This window comes from Streptomyces sp. NPDC048288, assembly GCF_043201555.1.
Lineage (GTDB): Bacteria > Actinomycetota > Actinomycetes > Streptomycetales > Streptomycetaceae > Streptomyces.
This window is the reverse complement of record NZ_JBICZD010000008.1, coordinates 307059-333537: the sequence shown is the minus strand read 5'-3', so window position 1 is coordinate 333537 and position 26479 is coordinate 307059. Positions and strand designations below refer to the sequence as shown.

The following is a 26479-nucleotide window of genomic DNA, read 5'->3' as shown; positions in this document are numbered from 1 at the left end:
AGACATCTTTGTCTCACAGTGGGCATGTGTGATTCAGAGGAGGCGGGTCAGGTCCGGTTTCGGGTCAGGTCCCGTTTCGGGTCAGTGCCAGGGCAGGCTGCCGCGGCGCTCCCAGTAGGTCCGCGGGTCCTCGGCCAGGGCGGCCAGGCGGGTCAACTGGTCCTCGTCGAGGTCGACGGCGGCCGCGTGCAGGTTGGAGGCGAGCTGGGTGAGGGTCGCCGCGCCGGAGAGGACGACGCCGGCCCAGGGCTGACAGAGGACGACGGCGAGGGCGACGGCGTCGCAGCCCAGGCCGGTCTGCTCGGCCACGGTCCGCAGGGCGTCGGGGGCGTGCGGGGCGGCCAGCCGGCCGTTGGCCATCCCCTCCTTCACGATCACCGTCAGTCCGGCGTCGTGCGCCTCGGCGAGGGCGGGACCCGCCGAGGTCTCCAGGGCGTTGTACGTCGACTGGACGGTACGGAAGAGGGGCTCGCCGTCGACCGTGATCGCGAGGGCGGCGCGGATCGCGTCCGCCTGGGCGGGGCCGCTGGTGGAGAAGCCGAGGGTGAGGCCGGTCGCCGCCGCTTCGGCGAGGCGGGCGTGGAGTTCCTTGTCGGTGAGGGCGGGGCTGTCCGGAGTCACCGAGTGGATCTGGTAGAGGTCCAGGCGGTCGCCGAGGAGTGCGGCGGACTCGGCGCGCTGACGGTCGTAGGTCGCGAGGCTGTGGTCCTTGACCTCGTGTTTCTCGGCGTCCGTGGTCCAGTCGGCGGTGTAGGTGTAGCCCCACTTGCTGCCGACGACCACGTCGGTGAGGTCGGGGTGGGCGGTCAGCCAGTCGGCGAGGAACTCCTCGGAGCGGCCGTAGGAGCGGGCCACGTCGAAGTAACGGACGCCCTGGGCGTAGGCGGCGTCGAGGAGTTCGTGGGTGCGGGTGCGGAGGGCTTCTACCGTGCGGTGCTCTCCGAGGTCCTCGTCGCGGTTGAGGTTGATGTAGCCGGGGCGGCCGACCGCGGCGAGGCCTAGGCCGATGTGGCAGGTGGGGGTTGTGGCTGTTGCCAGTCGGGCGAAGGGCATCGCGGGTTCCGTTTCGGTCGGCCTTGGACAGGACTTTGACCAACGTAACCCGCGATGACCTTTGGGTCGCCGTTCAGCTCGGGGGGTTCGGTGCGTTTGCGGGTGCGGGTGGGTGGGGGCTGGTCGCGCAGTTCCCCGCGCCCCTGACGGGGCGCTGCCCTTACGCCTGCTTCTTGGCTTCGGCCCACTCGTGCTGCTGCGCCAGGTTCGCCTTGACCTCCGCCAGCTGGATCGCCACCGCGCTCGGCGCCGTACCGCCCCTGCCGTTGCGGGAGGCGAGGGCGCCGGGGACGTTGAGGACGGAGCGGACCTCGGGGGTCAGGTGGGCGGAGATCTTGGCGAACTGGTCGTCGGTCAGCTGGTCGAGTTCCTTGTTCTCGGCCTCTGCCGCCTTGACGCACTCGCCGGCCACCTCGTGGGCCACCCGGAACGGGACGCCCTGCTTGACCAGCCACTCGGCGATGTCGGTGGCGAGGGAGAAGCCGGCCGGGGCCAGTTCCTCCATGCGCTCGCGGTGGACGGTGAGGGTGGCCATCATGCCGGTGAAGGCGGGGAGCAGGACCTCCAGCTGGTCACAGGAGTCGAAGACCGGCTCCTTGTCCTCCTGGAGGTCGCGGTTGTAGGCGAGCGGGAGGGCCTTGAGGGTGGCCATGAGGCCGGTCAGGTTGCCGATCAGGCGGCCGGACTTGCCGCGGGCCAGCTCCGCGATGTCGGGGTTCTTCTTCTGCGGCATGATCGACGAGCCGGTGGAGAACGCGTCGTGCAGGGTCACGAAGGAGAACTCCTTCGTGTTCCAGATGATGACCTCCTCCGCGATCCGGGAGAGGTTCACGCCGATCATCGCGGTGATGAAGGCGAACTCGGCGACGAAGTCGCGGGAGGCCGTGCCGTCGATGGAGTTCGCGGAGCTGCCGTGCTCGAAGCCGAGGTCCTTCGCCACCGCCTCCGGGTCCAGGCCGAGGGAGGAGCCGGCGAGGGCGCCGGAGCCGTACGGGGAGACGGCCGTGCGCTCGTCCCACTGGCGCAGCCGCTCCGCGTCCCGGGACAGGGACTGGACGTGGGCCAGGACGTGGTGGGCGAAGAGGACCGGCTGGGCGTGCTGGAGGTGGGTGCGGCCGGGCATCGCCACGTCCGGGTGGGCCTCCGCCAGGCCGACCAGGGCGTCCTGGAGGTCGGCGATCAGGCCGCCGATGACGCGGGCGTGGTCCCGGAGGTACATCCGGAAGAGGGTGGCGACCTGGTCGTTGCGGGAGCGGCCGGCGCGGAGCTTGCCGCCGAGGTCGGGGCCGAGGCGCTCCAGGAGGCCGCGCTCCAGGGCGGTGTGGACGTCCTCGTCGGCGATCGTGCCCACGAAGGAGCCGTCGGCGACGTCGGCTTCGAGCCGGTCGAGGCCGGCGATCATGCGGGTCAGTTCGTCCTCGGTGAGCAGCCCGGCCTTGTGCAGCACGCGCGCGTGGGCACGCGAACCGGCGATGTCGTAGGGCGCCAGCCGCCAGTCGAAGTGGACGGACGCGGACAGCTTCGCCAGGGCCTCGGCGGGACCGTCGGCGAAACGGCCGCCCCAGAGCCGAACGTCACCGCTGTTGCTGCTCACTTGCGTTGCTCCTAGAAGAGATCCGGATGTGGCACCGCCTCCCCGGCCATGAACGGGGAGGCGGTCGTCACGTTACTGCTCAGGACAGGTCACGTCGGGCTACGCCCGCAGGTCACGCCGTGCGGCGATCTTCGACGACAGGCTGTAGATGTCGATGAAGCCCTTGGCCGCGGCCTGGTCGAAGGTGTCGCCGGTGTCGTAGGTGGCGAGGTTGAAGTCGTAGAGGGAGCTGTCGGAACGGCGGCCGGTGACGACCGCGCGACCGCCGTGGAGCGTCATCCGGATGTCTCCGGTGACGTGCTGGTTCGCCTCGTTGACGAAGCCGTCCAGGGCGCGCTTGAGCGGGGAGAACCACTGGCCGTCGTAGACGAGTTCGCCCCATCGCTGCTCCACCTGACGCTTGTAGCGGGCGAGTTCGCGCTCGACGGTGACGTTCTCCAGCTCCTGGTGGGCGGTGATGAGGGCGATCGCGCCGGGGGCCTCGTACACCTCGCGGGACTTGATGCCGACCAGGCGGTCCTCGACCATGTCGATCCGGCCGACGCCCTGGGCGCCGGCGCGTTCGTTGAGTTCCTGGATCGCCTGGAGGACGGTGACCGGCTTGCCGTCGAGGGCGACCGGGGCGCCCGCCTCGAAGGTGATGACCACCTCGTCGGCCTCGCGCGGGGTGGCCGGGTTCTGCGTGTACTCGTAGATGTCCTCGATCGGGCCGTTCCAGATGTCTTCGAGGAAGCCGGTCTCGACAGCGCGGCCGAAGACGTTCTGGTCGATGGAGTACGGGGACTTCTTGGTGGTGGCGATCGGGAGGTGCTTCGCCTCGCAGAAGGCGATGGCCTTGTCGCGGGTCATCGCGTAGTCGCGGACCGGGGCGACGCACCTGAGGTCGGGGGCGAGGGCGACGATGCCGGCCTCGAAGCGGACCTGGTCGTTGCCCTTGCCGGTGCAGCCGTGGGCGACCGTCGTGGCGCCGTGCTTGCGGGCGGCGGCGACCAGGTGCTGGACGATGGCCGGCCGGGAGAGGGCGGAGACCAGCGGGTAGCGGTCCATGTAGAGGGCGTTCGCCTTGATCGCGGGGAGGCAGTACTCCTCGGCGAACTCGTCCCTGGCGTCGGCGACCTCGGCCTCGACCGCGCCGCACGCGAGGGCGCGCTTGCGGATGGCGTCCAGGTCCTCGCCGCCCTGGCCGACGTCCACCGCGACGGCGATGACCTCGGCGTCCGTCTCCTCGGCGATCCAGCCGATGGCGACGGAGGTGTCCAGGCCGCCCGAGTAGGCGAGCACGACGCGCTCGGTCATGGGTCCCTCCTCCCGTACATCCGCTCACTATGCATGAGTATGCAGAGTTATGCATGATTCGTCAATCCGACCGGGTTCGGCGGACCGATGTGAAAAAGGTTTGAACAAACGAAACCGCTTACTCGTACCCATGCCTGAACGCTGGCGCCGCGTTTGTAAACCCACCTCTGACCCAAGTGAGGCATCCGCATGTCCAGGGCCCTTCCGAAGTACAACAAGCGTCGTGTCGTGTTCATCGGCGGCGCCGCCGCCGTGGCGCTGTCCGGTGCGGTCATCGCCGGTTCGGCCCTCGCCGGGACGCCGGACAAGAGCAGCGACACCAGCAATGCCCGCACCCTCGCGGCCTCGCCCGGCACGATCACCTGCCCGGACGTGGCCTCCCAGCTGCCGGCGATCCCCGCCACCGCGAAGGCCGAGGTCGACAGAAACCTCACGCTCCTGCAGACGCAGATCCAGGAGGCCAACAAGCGGCTGGTCGACACCGTGGGCCAGGGTGGGCCGAACTTCGTGAACAACGCGATCCTCGGTCCCCTCAAGGACAAGCGGGTCGCGACCATCAACCGGATCGCGACCGCGATCGGCCGGACGGCCGCCAAGCCGACCGGCCTGGACTCGCTGGCTCCGTGCACCCTGAACGCGAGCGGGACGAGCACGAACACCGGCAGCGGGACCGCGACCGGCGCGGCCTCCGCCTCGGCCACGCCGAGCACGGCGGCGACCCAGCAGCAGTCGACGGGCAGCACCGGCACCGCGGCCGGCAGCGCGGTGGGCACGATCACCTGCCCGGACGTCGCCTCCCAGCTGCCGGCGATCCCCGCCTCCGCGCAGGCCGAGGTCACCCGCAACCTCACGCTGCTCCAGACGCAGATCGACGAGGCCAACAACCGGCTCCAGAGCACGGTCGGACAGGGCGGCCCGAACTTCGTGCAGAACGCGATCCTCGGCCCGCTGGCGGACAAGCGGAAGTCGACGATCGACCGGATCGCCATCGCGATCGGCCGGACGTCGACCAAGCCGACCGGCCTCGACTCCCTGGCCGCCTGCACGCTCACCAAGTGACGTGACAGGCAGCTGTGGCCGCCCCGTGTACAGCGCCGGCCGGGGCGGCCACAGTGGGGCCCGGCCGGGACGGACCTGTCCTGGCCCGCCCCGCCCCCTCTCGTCTCGTCTCGTCCGTATCGCGGAATTCCTCAGACGCGTGAAGTAATCGCGCGGACAATTCCGAGGTATGGGAAAGACCTATGAGCGCATCGACGGCAGGCTCCGCACGTTCATCGAGGAACAGCCCGTCTTCTTCACCGCCACCGCCCCGCTCGCGGGCGACGGCACGGTCAACCTCTCCCCCAAGGGACTGCGGGGCTCCTTCGTCGTGATCGACGAACTCACCCTGGCCTACCTGGACTTCGCCGGTTCCAACGCGGAGACCATCGCCCATCTGCGGGAGAACGGCCGGATCACCCTGATGTGGTGCGCCTTCCAGGGGCCGCCGAACATCGTGCGGGTGCACGGCCGCGGCGAGGCGGTCTTCCGCGACGACCCCCGCTTCCCGGAGCTCCTCGCCCGCTTCCCGGACATCGACCCCACCCGGCACGGCCTGCGCGCGATCATCGTGGTGCACGCCGAACTCGTCCGGGACAGCTGCGGTTACGCCGTCCCCCACATGGCGTACGAGGCCGACCGCGAGCTGCACGGGAAGCGGTTCGCCCGCGAGGACGACGCGTCGCTGAGCGCGTACTTCGAGCGCAAGGAGCACATCGCGGTGAGCCTGGATGGCCTACCCGGGCTGCCGTTGCCGCTGCCTCCCTCTACCGTCTGAGCCATGCGCCCAGGCTTCGTCGTCTCCCTTGTGTCCGCGTCCCTGCTGCTGCTCGGCGCGGCACCGGGGGACGGGGACGCCTCGCCGCTGCCCGCCCGGATGGCCGACACGGGTGGCGGCAGCCAGCTGATCACCGCGGAGGCGTCCGCGCTCAACTCGACGTCGGGGACGCTGACGTGGTGGGAGCGGCGGGACGGGGAGTGGGTGAAGGCGGGGTCCGCCGACGCGCGGTTCGGGGCGAAGGGGCTGGTCGAGGGGGCCGCGCGGCAGCAGGGTACGAACACGACCCCCACGGGGTTGTACGACCTTCCGTTCGGGTTCGGCATCCAGGCGGCGCCGGCGGGGACGACCGTCAAGTACCGGGCGGTCACGGCGGATTCGTGGTGGTGCCAGGACAACGACTCCGCCTCCTACAACCGTTGGGTGGAGCCGCTGCCGTCCGACTGCCGTGCCACGGAGGCGGAGAAGCTGTCGTCGTACGGGACGCAGTACGCGTACGCGCTGGTGATCGGGTTCAACTACGACAAGCCGGTGCGGGGACGGGGGGCCGGGATCTTCCTGCACGTCAACGGGGCGGGGGCCACGGCGGGGTGCGTGTCGGTGCCGGAGGACGCGATGCGGCGGATCCTGCAGTGGGCGGATCCCGGGAAGGCGCCGCACATGGCCATCGGGACGACGGGCGGGGATACGGCGCTCACCCGGTATTGAGAGGGGTGCGTCAGCCGGCCGGGAAGTAGTGGCCGTTGGCCAGATCGGCGAGCAGGGTGGGCCGGGCGGGTTCCCAGCCGAGGGTCCGGCGGGTGATGAGGCTGGACGCCGGGAGGTCCAGTGTGACCACGGCCGTGAGGAACCCGAAGTATCCCGGGAGCATCAGTTCGTCCACGGGAACGCTGACGGCGGGGAGGCCCAGGCGGCCGCCGATGGCCTCGGCGATCTCCCGGAACGGGATGCCCCCGTCCTGGACGGCGTGCCAGTACCTGCCGGCCGGGCCCTTCTCCAGCGCCACGCGGAACACCGAGGCGGCATCGCGGACGTGCACGGCGCCCCACCGGTTCGCGCCGTCCCCGGGGTAGCCGGCGAAGCCCTTCTGCCTCGCGACCGCGATCAGCGCGGGGAGGAAGCCGGCATCGGTCGTGCTGTGCATGATGGGGGGAATCCGTACGACCGACGACCGCACGCCCCGCTCGGCGAGGCCGACCACGGCGGCTTCCACGACGTTACGAGCCCGCAGGGTGCCCTTGTGCTCATCGCCGGCGGGAAGGGCCGGGTCCTCCTCGGTGGCCGGCCGGCCCAGGTTCCCCCCGTTCCCGGGCGAGCCTATGCTTCCCGCCGCGACCAGCGGCTTTCCGGTTCCCGCGAGTGCCTCGCCGTACGCGAGGACGATCGGGAGCTCCGCGGCGGCCACGGCGTCCATCCCGCCGGACGGAAGCAGGTCCTGCCGGTGCGCGACGTGGACGACGCCGTCGGAGTCCGCGGCCGCCTCCTTGAGCCCTTCGAGATCCCGGAGGTCGCCGCGGCGCACCTTCGCGCCGAGCGCGGACACCGCCGCCGCGGCCCTGTCCGACCGGGCCAGGCCGGTGACCTCGTGCCCGGCCGCGATGAGCTCGGGGATGATGTACGAACCGGAATGGCCGGTTCCGCCAGTGACCAGGACGCGCATGCCGCTGCTCCTTGTTGTCAGCCGGTGAAGTTGTCAGCCAGTGAAGTTGTCAGCCAGTGAATTCGTCGACCCCGAGGGCGAAGTCCCCGTGGCCGACCCCGTTACCGGCGAGGCCCACCGTGACCAGGCCCATTCCTTCCAGCCAGTGCGCCATCCCCAGGCCGCCGACGTCCAGCGGGCGCAGCCCGAGGGTCTCGATGAATGCCGCCACACTCGCTTTGGCCCGCGCGTCGTCGCCGGCGAGGAAGACGTCCGGCCGGCCCTTCTCCAGGACGCCGCGGAAGATGGTGTTGAACGCCTTCACCACGCCGGCGCCGGCCGGAGCCACCTTGGCGACTTCCCGCGCGACCGAGGTCTCCTCGCCGTGGGCCAGTCCGTCGAACGTGGCGTTGAAGGGGTTGCTGATGTCGACGATGACCTTGCCCGCGAGGGCCTCTCCGTACTCGGCGACGACCGGCACGACGCCGTCGTACAACAGGGCCGTGATGACGATGTCCCCGGCCGGGACGGCGCCCCACTCGCCCGTCGTCGCGCCGCCGCCGAGCGCCTTGGCCAGGTCATCGGCCTTGGACCGATCGCGTCCCATGACCTCGACGGTGTTGCCGCCCGCGACCGCCAGCGTGCCGATGGTACGGGCCATGTTCCCCGTACCGATGAGGGTGATGCCACTCATGAATTGAGCTCTCTTTTCTTTTTGTCGAGCCTGCTGAAATTCCCCGGAAGAGGGGGTCAGGATTCTTCTTCCGAATTCAAGATGCCATTGGCCTGAATTCCTGTCCAAGACCTCTTTCGGTCGCGGTGATACCTTGAAGGCATCACCGGACCAGGAGGCTCCATGGATCTGGACCTGCGTAAGCTGCGTTACTTCGCCGCCGTCGCCGACAGGCTGCACTTCGGCCGCGCCGCCGATGAGCTGCACATCGCGCAGCCGGTGCTCAGCCGCCAGATCCGCGCGCTGGAACAGGATCTCGGCGCCTCGCTGTTCACCAGGGATCGCCACGGCGTGGCGCTGACCGACGCGGGCCGGCAACTGCTGGCCGACGCCGGCCCGCTGCTGGCCTCCGCGCACGCGGTCCGCCGCCGGGTGACCGTGGCCGCGCGGGGCAGCCGGCGGCTCATGGTCGGCTTCCGGGCGGGCATCGCGGTCACCCCGGCGGTACGGCTGTTCGCCGACCGGCACCCGGACGTCCTGGTGGACGTGCAGCGCGTCGAATGGGACGACCAGGCCGCGATGCTGCTCGACGGCCGCATCGACATCGGCTATGTGCGGCTGCCCATCGACGAGGCCGGCCTGCGCGTGACCCCGCTGTACACCGAGCCGCGGGTGGCGGTGCTGCCCGCCGGCCACCGGCTGGCCGGCCGGGAGCGGATCGCCCAGGCCGACCTGGCCGGCGAGCCGCTGGTCTGGCATGCCGACGCCGGCACCCAGCCCACCAGGCGCCCGCACCCCAACGCCGGGTACCTGGTGCGCGGGGTGGACGAGACGCTGGAGCACGTCGCGGCCGGCCGGGGCATCTCGTTCCTGGCCCGTTCGGCGACGGTGTTCTACTCACATCCGGAAGTCAGTTATGTGCCCGTCCCTGATCTGGCGCCCGAACAGGTCTGCCTCGCCGTGGCGGAATCGCGCACCTCGCCCTTGGTCGACGTCTTCCTCGCCGCGGCTCAGGCAACGGCCGACATCACCGCGGAATGCGGAAACTACGAAATGTGGCAGCGCGGAATCGATGTCGGGTGACCGTGGTGAGCGGCTGGTCGCACCCCTAGGCGGGTGACCCGAGCGGAAGTCCCACGGTGAACGTCGTCGAGCCCGGGCGGCTCTCCAGGGTCACCGTTCCCCCGTGTGCCTCCACCACCGCCGCCACGATCGACAGGCCGAGGCCCGCTCCCCCGCCGGGGGCGTCCGCGCGGCGGCGGTGTTCGGCCCGGGTGAAGCGTTCGAAGACGCCCGGCTGGATGTCCTGCGGGATGCCGGGGCCGTCGTCGTGGACTCGTACGATCGCGGAGCCGTCCTCCGCCTCCAGCAGCACCGTGACCTCGGTGCCCGCGGGTGTGTGCAGGCGGGCGTTGGCCAGGAGGTTGGCGAGGACCTGTTGGAGGCGGTGGGTGTCGCCGGTGACGGTGACCGGGTCCTCGGGGAGGTCGAGGGTCCAGCGGTGGTCGGGGCCGGCGGCGCGCGCGTCGGTTACCGCGTCGAGGATCAGGTGGGTGAGGTCGACCGGGTGGCTCTCCAGGGGGCGGCCGGCGTCCAGGCGGGCCAGCAGCAGGAGGTCGTCGACCATCTCGCCCATCCGGGAGGACTCGGCGGCGATGCGGTCCAGGGCGCGGGTGACCTCGGGGGGTACCGGGCCGGGGTGGAGGAGGGCCAGTTCCGCGTGGCCGCGGACCGAGGCGACCGGGGTGCGCAGCTCGTGGCTGGCGTCGGCCGCGAAGCTGCGCAGGCGTTCCTCGCTGGCGTGGCGTTTGGTGAGCGCGTCCTCGACATGGCCCAGCATGCGGTTGAAGGCGGTGGCCACCTGGCCGACCTCGCCGCGGGGGTCCGTGTCGGGGGCGCGCGGTGGCAGGGCCACCTCGCCGCTGGCGAGCGGGAGTTCACTGACCCGGGTGGCGGTCGCGGCGACGCGGCTGAGGGGGCGCAGGGACCAGCGGACCCAGAGGGCGCCGGCCACCCCGGCGACGGCCAGGGCGAGGCCGAAGACCGCGGCGGCGACCAGTTCCAGGCGGTGCACGGTGGCCCGTACCGGCTCCAGGGGCAGACCGGTGATCAGGACGTCGCCGTCGATGCCGGTCCAGGCCACGAGCCGGTAGTCGCCGATCGACCGCAGGCGGACCGAGTGCCCCTTGCCGTCCACCGGCAGCCCGGCGAGGACCGCCCGGTCGTGGGTGGTGAGGCCGACGGTGAGGTCCGGGTCGTCGCCGGCCGGGATCAGGGCCGCGTTGGTGACCCGGCCGTTCAACAGGCGCGCGCCGAAGGTGCCGGAGGCCTGGCGGCGGGTGTCGCCGTGCTCGTCGCCGTCCCGGTCGCTGGGCTTGTACCTGCCGTGTTCGAGGGACTGCGGAAAGCTCGGGCCGCTCTGCTGGAGCTGCTGGTCCAGGCGGCCGGTGAGGAAGCCGTTCAGCTCGACCACCGCCGCGACGCCCACGGCCGCGCAGCTCACCGCCAGCAGCACGACCAGGCCCGCGGTGAGGCGGGCGCGGAGGGTCCGGGGGATGCGGAGGATGCGGAGGATGCGGAGCATGCGGGGGCGGGGCAGGTGCCGAAGCCGCGACCCCGGCCGCCGTCGTCGTAGGGGATTCACCTGGTCACCGGCTTGAGGACGTAACCCGCGCCGCGCACGGTGTGGATCATGGGCTCGCGGCCGGCGTCGACCTTCTTGCGCAGGTAGGAGATGTACAGCTCGACGACGTGGGCGCGGCCCCCGAAGTCGTACGACCAGACGCGGTCGAGGATCTGGGCCTTGCTGAGGACGCGGCGCGGGTTGCGCATCAGGAAGCGGAGGAGTTCGAACTCGGTCGGGGAGAGCTCGATCAGTTCGCCGGCCCGGGTGACCTCGCGGGCCTCCTCGTCCATGGTGAGGTCGCCGACCGTGAGCCGGGGGCCGTCCTCCTGCTGGCGGGCCATGCCGGCCCGGCGCAGCAGGCCGCGCAGCCGGGCGACGACCTCCTCCAGGCTGAAGGGCTTGGTGACGTAGTCGTCGCCGCCCGCGGTGATGCCGGCGATCCGGTCCTCGACGGCGTCCCGCGCGGTGAGGAAGAGCACGCAGACGTCCGGCTTGACCTGGTGCAGGGAGCGGAGCACGGCGAAGCCGTCGGTGTCGGGGAGCATCACGTCGAGGACGACCGCGTCCGGCAGCAGCTCGCGAGCCGTGGTGAGCGCGGTGGCGCCGTCGCCGGCCGCGCGGACCTGCCAGCCCTCGTAGCGCAGGGCGCCGGTGAGCACCTCCGCGAGGTCGGGGTCGTCGTCGACGACGAGGACGCGGAGCGGGGTGCCGTCGGGGCGGGTGAGGGCCGGGCGGCCGGAGCGGGTCGTGTTCATCGCGTCTACCAGCATCGCTCGTCCGGGTGACGAGGGGTGATTCCCGGTCCTCTGAGTTTGCTCTGAGTCGGCTGAGCCGGCGGCCGCTGAGAGGTTGCTCAGAAGTTCGGGCTGCACAGTGGCGGCACCGGACGGAGAAAGGACGCGACTCATGACGACCGTGGACGAACGGCATACGGCCCCCGCCGTGCCGGCCGTGCCCACGCGCCGCTCCCCCGCGGGTGCCGTGCTCGCCGTGGTGTGGGCCGGAGCGGCGGCCGTGCTCCTGCTGTGGTGGTCGGACACCGGCTCGGTCGTCGGCGCGGCGGGCTGGCTGACCGGGGCCGGGCGGATCGCGGGGCTGCTGTGCGGGTACTCCTGCGCGGTGCTGGTCGGTCTGATGGCCCGGGTGCCGCTGCTTGAGGTCCGGGTCGGCTCCGACCGGGTCGCGCGGTGGCACGCGATGGCCGGGCGGTACACGGTCTGTCTGCTGGTCGCGCACGTCGTGCTGATCCTCTCCGGGTACGCAGCCCAGGACCACGCCTCGCTGGTCCGCGAGACGGTCGACGTCGTCCTGCACTACCCGGAGATGCTCAAGGCCACCGCAGGCACGCTGATCCTCTTCGCGGTGGGCGTGACCTCGGTGCGCGCGGTGCGCCGTCGTACCGGCTACGAGTTCTGGTACTACGTCCACCTCCTCACCTACGCGGCCGTCTTCCTCGCCTTCGGCCACCAGCTGGCGCTCGGCAACGACCTCAACGGCAAGCCGGTCGCCACCGCCTTCTGGTACGCGCTGTACCTGGGGGTCGCGGCCCTCGTACTGTGGTTCCGGGTGCTGGCTCCGGTGCGGCTCAACCTCCGGCACCGGCTGCGGGTGGACTCCGTGCGGCAGGAGGCGCCCGGCGTGTACTCGGTCGTGGTGCGCGGGCGGCGGATCGGCGAACTGGGCGCGCGGGCCGGGCAGTTCTTCCGCTGGCGGTTCTTCGGCGGCGACGGGATGGGCTGGACGTCGACGCCGTACTCCCTGTCGGCGCCGCCGCGCGGCGATCTGCTGCGGATCACGGTCAAGGCGCTCGGTGACCACAGCGCGGCCGTGTCGCTGCTGCGGCCCGGCACCCGGGTGTGGGCGGAGGGCCCCTACGGCTCGCTCACCGCCGACAGGGCCACCAGCCACCGCTCGCTGCTGATCGCGGCCGGTGTCGGGGTCACCCCGCTGCGGGCCCTCTTCGAGACCCTGCCCGGCGAGGTCACCCTCCTCTACCGGGCCCGTACCGCCGAGGACCTGGCGCTCGGCGGCGAGCTGGAGGCGATAGCCCGCTGGCGCGGGGCCCGGGTGCTGTACGCCCTCAACGGGCCGCGCGGCGAGCGCCCCGACCTCTCGGCGAACGCGCTGCGGGCGACCTTCCCCGGCCTCGCCGGGCACGACGTGTACATCTGCGGCCCGCACGGCTTCGCCCAGGAGGTGTACGGCGCGCTGCGGGCCGCCGGGGTGCCGGACCGCCGTATCCACCACGAGTCGTTCGAGCTGTGAGGGCCCCGCTGTGCACGCACTGAACAAGAACCGTCCGCTGCGCCGCGTCCTGCTGGCGAGTGCCACGACCGTCTCCGGGATCGTGCTGCTGCTGGCGCTGAAGCCGCACACCGGCCCGACCGTGGTGACGGACTCGGCGGCCCCGGCGCCGTCCGGCAGCGCGAGCGCCGCACCGGAGGCGTCCAGCGGCACCGGTGGCAGCACCAAGAGCTCCGGTGGCAGCACCAAGGGCACCGGGACCAAGACCGTCACCGGGGACACCGTGCAGACCCGCTGGGGTCCGGTGCAGGTGAAGGTGACCATCAAAGGCGGCAGGATCACGGACGTCACGGCGGTGCAGTACCCGACGGAGAATCCGCGCGACCAGCAGATCAACAGCTACGCCGTCCCGCAGCTGCGCAGCGAGGCGCTGGCGGCGCAGAGCGCGGACATCGACACCGTCTCCGGGGCCACCTACACCAGCGACGGCTACCAGCAGTCCCTCCAGTCGGCGCTGGACTCAGCGGGGCTCTGAACACTCAGGCTGTGCGGCACGTATCTGTGGGCCAAGGGTCAAGTCCCCACGGAGGAACCGTGACCACCACACTCGCAGGCGGACGTGCCGCCCGCCGCCAGACGATGCGCCGCATCCGCCCGCGCCGCTCCCCGGCCGTTCCGCTGCTGCTCGCCGTATGGGCGGGCGCGGCGGCCGTGCTCTGGCTGTGGTGGCACAACACCCCGTCCATCGCCGACCAGAACGGCAAGATCCTCAACGCGGGCCGTATCACCGGCCTGCTGGCCGGCTATCTGATGGCACTCGTCGTGCTGCAGATGGCCCGGGTGCCCGCGCTGGAGCGGCGGGTCGGCTCCGACCGCGTCGCCCGCTGGCACGCGATGAGCGGCCGCTACACCCTCTGCCTGGTCTTCGCGCACGTGTTCCTCATCATGTGGGGATACGCGCTGCAGGCCGGCAAGACGCTGAACGACATCGTCCAGCAGACCATCGACTCCGTGAACCAGCTGCCCGACATGGGCAAGGCGGCCATCGGCACCGGCCTGTTCGTCGTGATCGGACTGACCTCGATCGGCCCGGTCCGGCGCCGGCTGCCGTACGACACCTGGTACCACGTGCACCTGCTGACGTACGCGGCGGTGTTCCTGACGTTCTGGCACCAGATCACCACCGGCAACGACTTCGCGCTCACCCCGATCGCCAAGACCTTCTGGTACGGGCTGTACGGCGTCGTCACCGCGCTCGTGGTCTGGTACCGGATCCTCACCCCGATCAGGCTCAACCTGCGGCACCGGATGCGGGTCGAGGCGGTCATCGAGGAGACGCCCGGCATCGTGTCGGTGCTGATCGGCGGGCGCAAGCTGCACCGGATGGGCGCGGAGGCCGGCCAGTTCTTCCGCTGGCGGTTCCTGGCTCCCGGGATGCGGTTCAGCTCGCACCCGTACTCCCTGTCGGCGGCACCCCGCCCCGACATGTTGCGGATCACCGTCAAGGCGATCGGCGACCACAGCGCGCGGCTGCGCGAACTACGGCCCGGAACCAAGGTGTGGGCCGAAGGGCCGTACGGGGCGATGACCGCGTCCCGGCGCAGCCGCGGCAAGGTCCTGCTGGTGGCGGGCGGCGTCGGGATCACGCCCATGCGGGCGCTGTTCGAGACGCTGCCCGGCGCCGCGGGCGACCTGACCCTGCTCTACCGGGCCAACACCACGCAGGACCTGGCCCTCTGGGACGAGCTCGCGAAGATCGCCAACGAGCGCGGGGCGCGGCTGATGTACGCGGTCAACAGCCCGGAGGGCGAGCGTCCCGACATCTCCGCGGAGAACCTCCAGCGGAAGATCCCGGACATCGACAACCACGACGTCTTCATGTGCGGCCCGCCCGGGTTCGCGCAGGGAGTGTACGAAGCGCTGCGCGGCGCGGGGGTTCCCGCCCGCCGCATCCATCACGAGTCGTTCGAGATGTGAGCGACGGGAATTCAGGGAATCCAGGGGAATCGGGAGTTCTGGAACGATGAGGAAGAGTCACCCCCTCAGGCGTGTGGTGCTGGCCACCGCGGGAACCGTGTCCGCCGTCGTGCTGCTGCTGTCGCTGAAACCGTCGTCGGACCCCACGTCCGCGTCGGCGGCGGGCGCGGCCCCGTCGGCCGCGGCGGCCGGGCAGGAGTCGCCACAGGGCGGCACCGGGGCCGCCGGGGCCACCACGGTCACCGGCGACGCGACCCAGACGCAGTACGGGGTCGTGCAGGTCCGGCTGACCGTGGCCAACGGCAAGATCACCCAGGCCGAGGCGATCCAGGCGCCCAAGGGCGGCACCAGCGACCAGAAGACCGCGCTGTCGGTGCCCCAGCTCAACAAGGAGACGGTGGCGGCGCAGAGCGCGAACATCGACTCCGTCTCCGGGGCGACGTACACGAGCACCGGCTACAAGCAGTCCCTGCAGTCGGCACTGGACAAGATGAAGGAGGCGGCCGCCTCCACGCCGTCCGGCTCCTCGTCCTCCGGCTCCTCGGGCTCGTCCTCCGGGTCCGCGCAGGCCAAGGTGGTGACCGGGCAGGTCGCGCAGACCCAGTACGGGCCGGTCCAGGTCCGGATCACGGTCTCCGGCGGGAAGATCACCAAGGCCGAGGCCGTGCAGGCGCCCAGCGGTGGCACCAGCGACCAGAAGACCGCGCTGTCCGTCCCGAAGCTCAACCAGGAGGCGGTGGCGGCCGGCAACGCCAACATCGACTCCGTCTCCGGAGCCACCTACACCAGCACCGGCTACAAGCAGTCCCTGCAGTCGGCGCTGGACCAGGCCGGTGGTTGAGGCCGTGGCGGAGTCCGCGGAAGCTCCCGCCGCGGTACGTCATGCGGAAGAGGTCATGGGGACTGTCTTCTCCTTTGACGTCCGCGGCGGGGATCCGGACGCGGTACGGGCGGCCCTCGACGAGGCGGTCGCCGATCTGCACCGGGTCGACGAGGTGTTCAGCACCTACCGCGAGGACAGCCAGGTCTCCCGGCTGGCGCGCGAGGAGATCGACGTCGACGCCTGTGATCCCGAGGTGGCCGAGGTGCTGGAGCTGGCCGCCGAGGCGGAGCGGGTGAGCGACGGCTGGTTCAGCACGCGCTACCGGGGCCGGCTCGACCCCACCGGGATCGTGAAGGGCTGGTCCGCCGAGCGGGCCGCCCGCTCGCTCTCCCTGCTGCCCGGGGTCACCGGCGTCAGCGTCAACGGCGGCGGCGACGTCCAGATGTACGGCGCGCCCGAGCCCACCCGCGCCTGGCGAGTCGGCATCGCCGATCCGCTGCGGCCGGGCGGACTGGCCGCGGTCATCTCGGCGGCGGGCGTCGCGGAACTGGCGGTGGCCACGTCGGGCACGGCCGAGCGCGGCGCCCACATCGTCGACCCCCGCACGGGAAAGTCCGCGGTCACGGACCTGGTGGCGGTGACGGTCGTGGGTCCGGCCCTGACATGGGTGGACTGCTGGGCCACGGCGGCCTTCGCGATGGGTTCGCGGGAGGGGCTGTCCTGGCTGGAGTCGCTGCCGGAGGTGGAGGCACTGCTGATCACTGCGGGGGACGAGGTGCGGTGCACCGGGGGGCTTGCGGCGCGTCTGGGCTGACGTGCCCCGTCAGGGGCGCGGGGAACTGCGCGACCAGCCCCCACCCGCCCGCACCCGACCCACAACGCGAAGTTTTTCTGATTCATCCCCCAGAAGGCCATCCAAACCCCCCCTTCACCCGTACCTCCTGTGAAGCAAGTTCCAGGAGGAACGACATGGCCATCTTCAGCAACCTCATGCCGGCCGACCATCGTCGTGACCACGGCGACCACCACGGCCACGAGCACGACGACCACCACGGTCACCGTCACGACCACGACGACCACCGCCATGACCACGGCGACCACCACGGCCACGGCCACGACCGCTACTGACCGCATCGGAAGGCCGAGCGGGCCGACCCCCGGGGGAGCCGGCCCGCTCCGTGCCGACGCCGTGGTGGCGGCCGCTCCCCCCGTGTCGCCGCGCGAGGTGTTCCGCCGGTTCTGGCCGTACACCCGCGGCGGCCGCCGCTGGCTCGTGCCGCTCGTCCTGCTGAGCCTGACCTCCCCCGCCGTCGACGCCGCCGAACTCTGGCTCTTCAAGACCGTCGTCGACGACGTCCTCGTCACCCGGGATCTGCGGCCCTTCGCCTGGATCGCGCCCGCCTGCCTGGGCCTCGTCGTCTGCTCCGGCGCACTCCGCTACGCCGACGACGTGACCTCCACCTGGGTCGGCGAACACTTCCTGCTCGCGCTGCGCTCCGAGGTGTTCCGGCATCTCCAGGGCCTCTCGCTCGGCTTCTTCGAGCGGCGGCGGCTCGGGGACGTGCTGTCCCGGGTCACGGGCGATGTCGACGCGGTGGAGGCCTTCCTGCTGTCCGGGGTCGCCGACGCCCTCTACTACGTGATCCACCTCGGTGTCTTCCTCGGCCTGCTGTTCTCCCTGAGCTGGGACCTGACCCTGCTCTCCCTTCTCGTCGTCCCGCTGTTCTGGGGCTCCGCCCGGCACTTCTCGCGGCTGGTCAAGGAGGCCTCGCGGGAGCGCAGGCGACGCAGCGGTTCGCTGAGCGCGATCGCCGAGGAGTCGCTCGGCAATGTGGCGCTGGTGCAGGCGTACAACCGGCAGGGCTGGGAGGCGCGCCGGTTCGAACAGGAGAACCTCGGCAGGTTCCGGGCGGCGATGGCCTCGGCGCGGATCCGGGCCGTGTACGGACCCGTCGTGGAGTTCGTCGAGACGGCGGGCGGTCTCGCGGTGCTGGGGCTGGGCACCTGGAAGCTGGCCCAGGGCCAGCTGAGCCTCGGCGGCCTGCTGGTGTTCCTCGCGCTGATCGGCAAGCTGTACAGCCCGGTGCACGGGCTGTCCGGGCTCGGCACCACCTTCTACGCGGCCTCCGCCTCGGCGGAACGGATCATCGAACTGCTCGACCAGCGGCCCCAGGTGACCGAGGCGGCGGGGGCCCGGCGGATCCGGCGGGCGCGCGGTGCCGTCGAGTTCGACGGGGTGTGGTTCCGCTATCCCGGTACGGCGGCCTGGGCGCTGTCGGACGTGTCCTTCCGGGTGGCGCCCGGGGAGACGCTGGCGCTGGTCGGGGCGAGCGGGGCGGGCAAGTCCACGGTGGCGAAGCTTCAATTGCGGTTCTACGACCCGGACCGGGGCGCGGTCCGCCTGGACGGCACCGATCTGCGCGAGCTGGCCCTCGCCGACGTGCGGGAGAGCGTCGCGGTGGTGCTGCAGGAGACGCTGGTCTTCCACGGCACCGTGCGGGAGAACATCGCCTACGGGCGGCCGGCGGCCACGGAGGCGGAGATCGTCGCGGCGGCCCGTGCCGCGGACGCGCACGAGTTCGTCGAGCGGCTCCCGGAGGGCTACGACACGCTGGTCGGCCAGCGCGGCCGGACGCTCTCCGGCGGACAGTGCCAGCGGCTGGCGATCGCGCGGGCGATGATCCGGGACGCGCCGGTGCTCCTGCTGGACGAGCCGACCACGGGGCTCGACGTCCGCTCGGGGCGGCGGATCATGGATCCACTGCGCCGGCTGATGGCCGGGCGGACGACCGTCGTCATCTCCCACAACCTGCTGACCGTCCGCGACGCCACCCGGATCGTGGTGCTCGACCACGGCCGGGTCGTCGAGGACGGCGCGCACACGGACCTGCTCGGGCACGAGGGGCCGTACGCCCGGCTGCACCGGCTGCACGCGGGCGGCGCGGTGCTGTCCTGAGCGACGCCGCTCCCCCGCCGCCCGGGGCGGCTCACCCTTCCGGGGTCACCACCTTGCCCTGCTGCAGCCGGGCGGTGGCGAGGACCGTGCCGTCGGCGCTGGTCAGGCGGGCGCCGCTGTACCGGGTGAGGTCGACGGGGACCGCGACGCCCCAGTTGCCGCGTCCGTCGCGCAGCGGGAAGTCGCCGACGCGGGTGGCGGTGCCGTCGGCGCGTTCGAGGAGGCAGGTGGCCCTGCCGTTGTAGGGGGTGCCGGTGAGGGCGACGGACATGAAGATCCAGGCGGGGCTGCCGGGGTGGGCGTAGACCTCGCCGACGGGCTGTCCGCCCCCGGCCGGGATCATGTCCCCGACCAGTACGGGCTCGGACTCGCCGGCGGGCGACGAGGCGGTGACGGCGCCCTCCACGGCGGTGCCGATCGCCCAGCCGGCGAAGCCGACGGCGACGGCGAGGGCGGTGGCGAGGGCGGCGAGCCGCAGCCGGGCCCGCCGGGCGGGGCCGCGCCAGCCGCGCGGGGCGGTGCGGGCGGGCCGCTGTCCTTCGGTCCCGGCCGCCTGCCGGGCCAGGCCGCGCGCCACCCGGGTCTCGAAGCCGGGCGGGGGTTCGGCGTCGGGCAGCAGGCCGATCAACCGGTCGCCGATCCCGGTCAGTTGCCGGACGTACTCCCGGCAGTCCGCGCATCCGTCCAGGTGGGCGACGGCCTCGGCCCGCTCGCGGCCGGGCAGGACGCCCAGCGCCAGCTCGGCGCCGACCTCCCGCAGCTTCTCGCAGTGCGCGTCACTGGACATGGTCGCCCCGCTTCGGAGACGTGAGTGCGGTGCGGAGTTTCGCCATCGCCGCTCGGATCCGGGTCTTCGCGGTGCCCAGCGGGATCTGCTCCGCCTCGGCGATCTGCTGGGCCGTCATGCCGTAGATGCCCGCCATCATCAGGGCCCTGGCCTGCTCCCTGGGCAGCCGCGCGAGTGCGGTGCGGAGCTGGGAGGAGGCCTCCTCGGCCAGCGCCCACCGCTCGGGGGTCTCGGTGACGGCGTCGAGCAGCGGGTCGAGGTCCTCGGGTGCCATCGGTTCCGTCCGCCGGGCGCGGACGGCGTCGACGGCGAGGTTGTGCGCGATGGTGGTCAGCCAGGTGGCGACCGAGCCGCGGCGCGAGTCGTAGATCTGGGCGTGCCGCCAGGCGCGTTCGAAGGTCTGCTGGGCGATGTCCTCGGCGAGCTGCTGGTCGCCGGTGACGGCCATGGCGACGCCGAAGACCCGGTGCTGGAATCTCCGTACGAAGATCTCGGCGAGCTCCGGGTCTCCGGTGGCCAGCCCGGACAGCAGCGCCTCGTCCGGGAGGCGGCCGACGGGGAACCGGAAACCCGACACACCTCTGTATACGTTCGACGGCCGCCAGGGGATTGCCCGCCCGCCTTCCCGCCCGCCGCGGAAGATCACATACCCATTCTCCGTCGGCGGGCCGGGCCCCGCACGCGGGTCAGTGGCCGTTCTGGGCCAGGCGCAGCAGGTGGTCCGCGAGGGCCTGGCCGCCGGTCGGCTCCCGGCTGATGAGCAGCAGGGTGTCGTCCCCGGCGATGGTGCCCAGGATGTCGTGCAGCTCCGCCTGGTCGATCGCCGAGGCCAGGAACTGGGCGGCGCCGGGCGGGGTGCGCAGCACGACCAGGTTCGCCGACGCCTCGGCCGAGATCAGGAGTTCCTGGGAGAGGCGGCGCATCCGCTCCTCCTTCGCCGACTCCCCCAGCGGGGCGCGCGGGGTGCGGAAGCCGCCCTCGCTCGGGACCGCGTAGATGAGCTCGCCGTCGGTGTTGCGGATCTTCACCGCGTTCAGCTCGTCGAGGTCCCGGGAGAGCGTGGCCTGGGTGACCGTGAGCCCGTCGTCGGCCAGCAGCTTGGCGAGCTGGCTCTGCGAGCGCACCGGCTGCCGGTTGAGGATGTCCACGATCCGGCGGTGCCGGGCGGTCCGGGTCTGCGGCACCGCCGCCCCCGTCCCGCCGGACTGGTCGAACTCCTGCGCCTGGCTCATCGTCGTCTCATTCTCCGGATCGTCCGTCCCCGCTCGCTGCGTCGAGGATGCCGGGCAGGGCACTGAGCAGCGCGTCCGTCTCGGCGTCGCGGAGGTTCAGCGGGGGCATCAGCCGTACGACGTCGGGAGCGGGCGCGTTGACCAGGAACCCGGCCTCCTGAGCCGCCTGCTGGACCTGCGCCGCCAGGGGCTCGGTGAGCACGATACCCAGCAGGAGGCCCGCACCCCGGACATAATCGATCAGTCCGTGGCCGAGACCCTCGATTCCGTCCCGCAACCTCTCGCTCTGCCGCTTGACGTTCTCCAGCAACCCCTCGTTCTCGATGGTGTCGAGGACGGCGAGGCCGGCGGCGCAGGCGACCGGGTTGCCGCCGAAGGTGGTGCCGTGGTGGCCGGGCTGGAGCAGTTCGGCGGCCCGGCCGAAGGCCACGGTCGCGCCGAGCGGCAGCCCGCCGCCGAGCTGCTTGGCGAGGGTGACGACGTCGGGGAGCACGCCCTCGTGGGCCTGGTAGGCGAACCAGGTGCCGGTGCGGCCGGTACCGGTCTGCACCTCGTCGAGGACGAGCAGCGCGCCGGTGGCGGCGGTGATCGCGCGGGCCGCCTTGAGGTAGCCGGGCGGGGGCACGACCACGCCGTTCTCGCCCTGGATCGGCTCGATGATCACCAGGGCGGTGTCCTCGGTGACGGCGGCGGCCAGGGCCTGCGCGTCGCCGTAGGGCACGTGGGTGACGTCGGGGGGCAGCGGGCGGAACGGGTCCTGCTTGGCGGGCTGCCCGGTGAGCGCGAGGGCGCCCATGGTCCGGCCGTGGAAGCCGCCGTCGGTGGCGACCATGTGGGTGCGTCCGGTCAGCCGGCCGATCTTGAAGGCGGCCTCGTTGGCCTCGGCGCCGGAGTTGCAGAAGAAGACCCTGCCCTCCCGGCCGAAGAGCTGGATCAGCCGTTCGGCGAGGGCCACGGTGGGCTCGGCCATGAAGAAGTTGGAGATGTGGCCGAGGGAGGCGATCTGGCCGCTCACTGCCTCGACGATCGCCGGGTGGGCGTGGCCGAGCGCGTTGGTGGCGATGCCGCCGACGAAGTCGAGGTACTCCCGGCCGTCGGTGTCCCAGACCTTGACGCCCTCGCCGCGGGCGAGGGGCAGGCGCGGGGTGCCGTAGTTGTTCATGAGCGCGCCCTGCCAGCGCGTGGTCAGTTCCTGATTGCTCATGAGTCCCCCTCCGCGTCCGGCACGACCATCGTGCCGATGCCTTCGTCCGTGAAGATCTCCAGCAGGATCGAGTGCTGGACCCGGCCGTCGATGACCCGGGCGGTCTGCACGCCGTTGCGCACGGCGTGCAGGCAGCCCTCCATCTTCGGCACCATGCCGGCGCTCAACTCCGGCAGCAGCTTCTCCAGTTGGGAAGCGGTGAGGCGGCTGATCACCTCGTCGGAGTTCGGCCAGTCCTCGTAGAGGCCCTCGACGTCGGTGAGGACCATGAGGGTTTCGGCGCCCAGAGCAGCAGCGAGTGCCGCAGCCGCCGTATCAGCATTGACGTTGTAGACATGTCCGTCGTCCTGGGAGCGGGCGATCGAGGAGACGACCGGGATCCGGCCGTCGGCGAGCAGGGCCTCGATCGCGCCCGTGTCGATCGCGGTGATCTCGCCGACCCGCCCGATGTCGATCAACTCGCCGTCGATCCTGGGCTGGTGCTTGGTCGCGGTGATGGTGTGGGCGTCCTCGCCGGTCAGTCCGACGGCGAGCGGCCCGTGCTGGTTGAGCAGGTTGACCAGCTCGCGCTGGACCTGCCCGGCGAGCACCATCCGTACGACGTCCATGGCGTCCTCGGTGGTGACCCTGAGGCCGGCCTTGAACTCGCTGACGATGCCGTGCCGGTCGAGGGCGGCGCTGATCTGCGGGCCGCCGCCGTGCACGACGACCGGCCTGAGGCCCGCGTGGTGCAGGAAGACGACGTCCTGGGCGAAGGCGGCCTTCAGGTCCTCGTCGATCATGGCGTTGCCGCCGAACTTGATCACGACGGTCCTGCCGTTGTGCCGGACCAGCCAGGGCAGCGCCTCGATGAGGATCTGCGCCTTGGGCAGCGCGGTGTGCTTGCGCGTGGTGCTCATGACGAGTACGCGCTGTTCTCGTGGACGTAGTCGGCGGTCAGGTCGTTGGTCCAGATCGTCGCGGTCTCGACGCCCGCGGCGAGGTCGGCGACGATGTGCACCTCGCGGTAGCGCATGTCGACCTTCTCGCGGTCCTCGCCGACGCCGCCGTTCTTGCAGACCCAGACGCCGTTGATGGCGACGTTGAGCCGGTCGGGGTCGAAGGCGGCCCTGGTGGTGCCGATCGCGGAGAGGACGCGGCCCCAGTTGGGGTCCTCGCCGTGGATGGCGCACTTGAGGAGGTTGTTGCGGGCGATGGACCGGCCCACCTCGACGGCGTCGTCCTCGGAGGCGGCGTTGACCACCTCGACCTTGATGTCCTTGCTGGCGCCCTCGGCATCGCGGATCAGCTGCTGGCCGAGGTCGTCGCAGACGGCGCGGACGGCCTCGGCGAACTCCGCGTACTCCGGGGTGACGTCGGCCGAGCCGGAGGCGAGCAGCAGCACGGTGTCGTTGGTGGACATGCAGCCGTCGGAGTCGACGCGGTCGAAGGTGGTGCGGGTCGCGGCCCGCAGCGCCTTGTCCAGGTCCTCGCTGTCGACGACCGCGTCCGTGGTGAGGACGACCAGCATGGTGGCGAGGCCGGGGGCGAGCATGCCCGCGCCCTTGGCCATGCCGCCGACCGTCCAGCCGTCCTTCGTGACGACGGACGTCTTGTGCACGGTGTCGGTGGTCTTGATGGCGATGGCGGCCTTCTCGCCGCCGTGCTCGGACAGCTGCGCGGCGGCGGTCTCCACACCCGGCAGCAGCTTGTCCATGGGCAGCAGCACGCCGATCAGACCGGTCGAGCAGACCGCGACCTCGATGGCGCCGCGCCCGAGCACCTCGGCGACCTTCTCGGCGGTCGCGTGGGTGTCCTGGAAGCCCTTGGGACCGGTACAGGCGTTGGCGCCGCCGGAGTTGAGGACGACGGCCGAGACCTGGCCGCTCTTGAGGACCTGCTCGGACCAGAGCACCGGCGCGGCCTTCACACGGTTGGAGGTGAAGACGCCCGCGGCGGCGCGGCGGGGCCCGGTGTTGACCACGAGGGCCAGGTCCGGGTTGCCGCTCTCCTTGATCCCGGCGGCGATGCCCGCCGCCGTGAATCCCTTCGCTGCCGTCACGCTCACGGCGCAACTCCGATCGTGGTCAGCCCGGTGGTCTCGGCGAGACCCAGGGCGAGGTTCATGCTCTGGACGGCACCGCCGGCGGTGCCCTTGGTCAGGTTGTCGATGGCGCTGATCGCGATGATGCGGCCGACGGCCTCGTCGTACGCGACCTGCACCTGAACGGCGTTGGAACCGTAGACGGACGCCGTCGCGGGCCACTGCCCCTCGGGGAGCAGATGGACGAAGGGCTCGTCGGCGTAGGCCTTCTCGTAGGCGGCGCGGACGGCCTCGGCGCTCACGCCGTCCTTCGCCGCGGCGCTGCAGGTGGCGAGGATGCCCCGGGGCATCGGCGCGAGGGTCGGCGTGAAGGAGACCGCGACCCGCTCCCCCGCCGCCGCGCTGAGGTTCTGGATCATCTCGGGGGTGTGCCGGTGGCCGCCGCCGACGCCGTACGGGGTCATGGAGCCCATGACCTCGCTGCCCAGCAGGTGCGGCTTGGGCGCCTTGCCCGCGCCGGAGGTGCCGGAGGCGGCGACGATCAGCGCCTCGGGCTCGGCGAGCTGGGCGGCGTAGGCCGGGTACAGGGCGAGGGAGACGGCGGTGGGGTAGCAACCGGGTACCGCGATGCGCTTGGACCCCTCCAGCGCGGCGCGGGCACCCGGCAGTTCGGGAAGGCCGTAGGGCCAGGTGCCGGCGTGCGGGGAGCCGTAGAAGCGCTCCCAGTCGGCCGGGTCCTTCAGGCGGAAGTCGGCGCCCATGTCGACGACGAGGACGTCCGGGCCGAGCTGCTCGGCGACGGCGGCGGACTGGCCGTGGGGCAGCGCGAGGAAGACGACGTCGTGCCCGGCGAGGGCCTCGGGGGTCGTCTCCGCGAGCACGCGGTCGGCCAGCGGCAGCAGGTGCGGCTGGAGCGCGCCGAGGCGCTGGCCCGCGTTGGAGTTGCCGGTCAGGGTGCCGATCTCGACCTCGGGGTGCGCGAGGAGCAGCCGCAGGACCTCTCCGCCCGCGTATCCGCTCGCTCCGGCCACCGCCGCACGTACCGCCATGTCCATCCTCCTCCAGATGGCATGACTATACGTTCCGCTGCACTTTTATGCAACGGGATCGCTCGACCGGGCCCCCTCGGGGCGCTGCAGCATCACCCAGCGGGACACCACGAACGTCACCGGAATCGCCGCCGCCGAAGCCATCAGCGGGGCGAACTCGCTGCCGACGTGAAGGACGTCGACGATCACGTACACGCCCACCGTGGTGATCACGAAATTCGTCGCATTGGTCAGCGGGAACAGCAGGAATTTCCGCCAGGTGGGACGCGTCCGATAGGTGAACTTCGCATTGAGAAAAAAGGAGCCGATCATGCTCAGCGTGAAGGAGATAACGTGCGCCGCGAGGTACGGCAAATACATCAGAAAGAACAGGTAAAGCCCGTAGTACGTCGCGGTGTTGACGACGCCGACCGCCGCGAAGGTGATGATCTGCCCCGATATCGGTCGCGGGGGCTTGGTGGTCGACGGAGCGGTCGACAGGGCGTTCGGCATCAGGGGATGAGGTCCTTCGTCGTGCCGCGGGTGCGGTCTTCCGTTCGGTCCACGTTCGTCGCCTTCACCAGGAAGTGCGGACGCCCCTTGACCTCGTAGTAGATCCGGCCGGTGTACTCGCCGATGACCCCGAGCATGATCATCTGGACGCCGGCCAGGGCGGTGACGGCTGTAATGATGGTGACATAGCCGGGCGTCTGGACGCCGTGGATCATCGTGGCGCCCACGATCCACGCCGTGTACGCGCCGGCGAGGGCCAGCAGGGTCATGCCGAGGTAGAGCGCGGCGCGCAGCGGGCGGTTGTTGAAGGAGAGCAGCCCGTCCAGGCCGTAGTTGAGCAGGCTGCGGAACGACCAGGAGCTGGTGCCGTGTTCGCGCACCGCGTTCTCGTACTCGAAGGTGGTGCTGGGGAAGCCGACCCAGGCGAACAGGCCCTTGGAGAACCGGTTGTACTCGGTGAGGTTCACGACGGCGTCCACCACCCGGCGGGACATCAGCCGGAAGTCGCCCACGCCGTCGACGAGTTCGACGTCGACGAGCCGGTTGATGAGCCGGTAGTAGAGGCGGGCGGTGAGGGTGCGGGTGAAGCGGTCGCCCTGCCGGGTGCGCTTGGCGATGACCTGGTCGTAGCCCTCGCCGCGCAGTTCGACCATGCGCTTGATGAGGGCCGGCGGGTGCTGCAGGTCGGCGTCCATCACGATCACGGCGTCGCCGGTGGCGTGCTTCAGGCCGGCGAGCAGCGCCGACTCCTTGCCGAAGTTGCGGCTGAAGGAGACGTACCGGACCCGGGAGTCGCGCTCGGCGAGCGTGGCGAGGAGAGTCAGCGTCCGGTCGCGGCTGCCGTCGTCCACGTACACGAACTCCATGTCGTGGCCGAGCGGCAGGAGTTCGTTGGCGATCTTCTGGACCTGCTCGTGGAAGCGCTCGATGACGTCTTCCTCGTTGTAACAGGGCGCGACGATCGATATCAGCATGGGTTGTTCTCCCCCTGGGGA

General features: G+C 71.5%; 27 protein-coding genes. 11 read left to right on the top strand and 16 right to left on the bottom strand.

The annotated features are described in order from the left end of the window. Positions 1-81: 81 nt before the first annotated feature. From ACGFZS_RS29105 to ACGFZS_RS29095, 3 genes are all read right to left on the bottom strand, one after another. Complete coding sequence (locus ACGFZS_RS29105; RefSeq protein ID WP_393797603.1) at positions 82-1053, bottom strand: aldo/keto reductase; 972 nt, start codon at positions 1051-1053, stop codon at positions 82-84. Between the two features lie 160 nt (positions 1054-1213). After that, on the bottom strand, positions 1214-2647 hold the full coding sequence (argH, locus tag ACGFZS_RS29100) for an argininosuccinate lyase (protein WP_393797602.1): 1434 nt from the start codon (positions 2645-2647) through the stop codon (positions 1214-1216). Positions 2648-2746: 99 nt separating this feature from the next. Further along, on the bottom strand, positions 2747-3943 hold the full coding sequence (locus tag ACGFZS_RS29095; RefSeq protein WP_393797601.1) for an argininosuccinate synthase: 1197 nt from the start codon (positions 3941-3943) through the stop codon (positions 2747-2749). A gap of 189 nt (positions 3944-4132) precedes the next feature. On the opposite strand from ACGFZS_RS29095, the gene ACGFZS_RS29090 reads away from it, so the two are divergent. From ACGFZS_RS29090 to ACGFZS_RS29080, 3 genes are all read left to right on the top strand, one after another. Continuing rightward, complete coding sequence (locus ACGFZS_RS29090) at positions 4133-5002, top strand: hypothetical protein (RefSeq protein ID WP_393661684.1); 870 nt, start codon at positions 4133-4135, stop codon at positions 5000-5002. Positions 5003-5171: 169 nt separating this feature from the next. Next, positions 5172-5759 carry a pyridoxamine 5'-phosphate oxidase family protein gene (locus tag ACGFZS_RS29085; RefSeq protein ID WP_393797600.1) on the top strand — a complete coding sequence of 196 codons (588 nt, stop codon included), beginning with the start codon at positions 5172-5174 and terminating at the stop codon, positions 5757-5759. Between the two features lie 3 nt (positions 5760-5762). Further along, positions 5763-6467 carry a L,D-transpeptidase gene (locus tag ACGFZS_RS29080; RefSeq protein ID WP_393797599.1) on the top strand — a complete coding sequence of 235 codons (705 nt, stop codon included), beginning with the start codon at positions 5763-5765 and terminating at the stop codon, positions 6465-6467. A gap of 10 nt (positions 6468-6477) precedes the next feature. Here the strand turns inward: ACGFZS_RS29080 and ACGFZS_RS29075 are convergent, their stop codons facing one another. Then, positions 6478-7419, bottom strand: a complete 942-nt coding sequence (locus ACGFZS_RS29075) for an SDR family oxidoreductase (RefSeq protein ID WP_393797598.1) — start codon at positions 7417-7419, stop codon at positions 6478-6480. 49 nt (positions 7420-7468) lie between these two features. Continuing rightward, the gene (locus ACGFZS_RS29070) at positions 7469-8092 is read right to left on the bottom strand and encodes an NADPH-dependent F420 reductase (protein WP_393797597.1); all 624 of its coding nucleotides are present in this window, start codon (positions 8090-8092) and stop codon (positions 7469-7471) included. A gap of 162 nt (positions 8093-8254) precedes the next feature. On the opposite strand from ACGFZS_RS29070, the gene ACGFZS_RS29065 reads away from it, so the two are divergent. Continuing rightward, positions 8255-9154 carry a LysR family transcriptional regulator gene (locus ACGFZS_RS29065; protein ID WP_393797596.1) on the top strand — a complete coding sequence of 300 codons (900 nt, stop codon included), beginning with the start codon at positions 8255-8257 and terminating at the stop codon, positions 9152-9154. Positions 9155-9179: 25 nt separating this feature from the next. On the opposite strand, the gene ACGFZS_RS29060 is transcribed toward ACGFZS_RS29065, so the two are convergent. Continuing rightward, positions 9180-10655 carry a sensor histidine kinase gene (locus tag ACGFZS_RS29060; protein ID WP_393797595.1) on the bottom strand — a complete coding sequence of 492 codons (1476 nt, stop codon included), beginning with the start codon at positions 10653-10655 and terminating at the stop codon, positions 9180-9182. A gap of 56 nt (positions 10656-10711) precedes the next feature. Continuing rightward, positions 10712-11452 (bottom strand): response regulator transcription factor, encoded by a 741-nt coding sequence (locus tag ACGFZS_RS29055; protein WP_359222658.1) that lies wholly within the window; start codon positions 11450-11452, stop codon positions 10712-10714. A 151-nt stretch (positions 11453-11603) separates the two neighbouring features. Here ACGFZS_RS29055 and ACGFZS_RS29050 point away from each other — a divergent pair, with 151 nt between their 5' ends. From ACGFZS_RS29050 to ACGFZS_RS29020, 7 genes are all read left to right on the top strand, one after another. Beyond that, positions 11604-12962 carry a ferric reductase-like transmembrane domain-containing protein gene (locus ACGFZS_RS29050; RefSeq protein WP_393797594.1) on the top strand — a complete coding sequence of 453 codons (1359 nt, stop codon included), beginning with the start codon at positions 11604-11606 and terminating at the stop codon, positions 12960-12962. A 10-nt stretch (positions 12963-12972) separates the two neighbouring features. Beyond that, a complete protein-coding gene (locus ACGFZS_RS29045; RefSeq protein ID WP_393797593.1) occupies positions 12973-13476 on the top strand; it encodes an FMN-binding protein in 504 nt (167 codons plus the stop codon). Positions 13477-13535: 59 nt separating this feature from the next. Next, positions 13536-14918, top strand: a complete 1383-nt coding sequence (locus ACGFZS_RS29040; protein ID WP_393797592.1) for a ferric reductase-like transmembrane domain-containing protein — start codon at positions 13536-13538, stop codon at positions 14916-14918. 46 nt (positions 14919-14964) lie between these two features. Continuing rightward, entirely contained in the window at positions 14965-15759 is a 795-nt protein-coding gene (locus ACGFZS_RS29035) for an FMN-binding protein (RefSeq protein ID WP_393797591.1), read from the top strand. A 55-nt stretch (positions 15760-15814) separates the two neighbouring features. Then, entirely contained in the window at positions 15815-16555 is a 741-nt protein-coding gene (locus ACGFZS_RS29030; protein ID WP_393797590.1) for an FAD:protein FMN transferase, read from the top strand. A 155-nt stretch (positions 16556-16710) separates the two neighbouring features. Next, on the top strand, positions 16711-16869 hold the full coding sequence (locus tag ACGFZS_RS29025) for a hypothetical protein (protein WP_393797589.1): 159 nt from the start codon (positions 16711-16713) through the stop codon (positions 16867-16869). Continuing rightward, positions 16826-18697: an ABC transporter ATP-binding protein gene (locus ACGFZS_RS29020; protein ID WP_393797588.1), complete on the top strand. Its 1872-nt coding sequence runs from the start codon at positions 16826-16828 to the stop codon at positions 18695-18697. Before ACGFZS_RS29025 ends, ACGFZS_RS29020 begins: the two co-directional genes overlap by 44 nt. A gap of 31 nt (positions 18698-18728) precedes the next feature. Here the strand turns inward: ACGFZS_RS29020 and ACGFZS_RS29015 are convergent, their stop codons facing one another. From ACGFZS_RS29015 to ACGFZS_RS28975, 9 genes are all read right to left on the bottom strand, one after another. Then, positions 18729-19484, bottom strand: coding sequence for a zf-HC2 domain-containing protein (locus ACGFZS_RS29015; RefSeq protein WP_393797587.1), 756 nt, complete (start codon positions 19482-19484; stop codon positions 18729-18731). Beyond that, positions 19474-20061, bottom strand: a complete 588-nt coding sequence (locus ACGFZS_RS29010; RefSeq protein WP_355710981.1) for a sigma-70 family RNA polymerase sigma factor — start codon at positions 20059-20061, stop codon at positions 19474-19476. Before ACGFZS_RS29010 ends, ACGFZS_RS29015 begins: the two co-directional genes overlap by 11 nt. Positions 20062-20170: 109 nt before the next feature. Continuing rightward, positions 20171-20716, bottom strand: coding sequence for an arginine repressor (locus tag ACGFZS_RS29005; RefSeq protein ID WP_123978432.1), 546 nt, complete (start codon positions 20714-20716; stop codon positions 20171-20173). Between the two features lie 7 nt (positions 20717-20723). After that, on the bottom strand, positions 20724-21920 hold the full coding sequence (locus ACGFZS_RS29000; RefSeq protein WP_393797586.1) for an acetylornithine transaminase: 1197 nt from the start codon (positions 21918-21920) through the stop codon (positions 20724-20726). Then, positions 21917-22819, bottom strand: a complete 903-nt coding sequence (argB, locus tag ACGFZS_RS28995; RefSeq protein ID WP_393797585.1) for an acetylglutamate kinase — start codon at positions 22817-22819, stop codon at positions 21917-21919. Before argB ends, ACGFZS_RS29000 begins: the two co-directional genes overlap by 4 nt. Beyond that, the gene (gene argJ, locus ACGFZS_RS28990) at positions 22816-23967 is read right to left on the bottom strand and encodes a bifunctional glutamate N-acetyltransferase/amino-acid acetyltransferase ArgJ (protein ID WP_393797584.1); all 1152 of its coding nucleotides are present in this window, start codon (positions 23965-23967) and stop codon (positions 22816-22818) included. The genes argB and argJ overlap by 4 nt, the downstream gene beginning before the upstream one ends. Beyond that, a complete protein-coding gene (argC, locus tag ACGFZS_RS28985) occupies positions 23964-24992 on the bottom strand; it encodes an N-acetyl-gamma-glutamyl-phosphate reductase (RefSeq protein WP_393797583.1) in 1029 nt (342 codons plus the stop codon). Before argC ends, argJ begins: the two co-directional genes overlap by 4 nt. Before the next feature lie 45 nt (positions 24993-25037). Then, on the bottom strand, positions 25038-25484 hold the full coding sequence (locus ACGFZS_RS28980) for a GtrA family protein (RefSeq protein WP_393797582.1): 447 nt from the start codon (positions 25482-25484) through the stop codon (positions 25038-25040). After that, positions 25484-26458, bottom strand: coding sequence for a glycosyltransferase family 2 protein (locus tag ACGFZS_RS28975; protein ID WP_393797581.1), 975 nt, complete (start codon positions 26456-26458; stop codon positions 25484-25486). Before ACGFZS_RS28975 ends, ACGFZS_RS28980 begins: the two co-directional genes overlap by 1 nt. Positions 26459-26479: the final 21 nt, after the last annotated feature.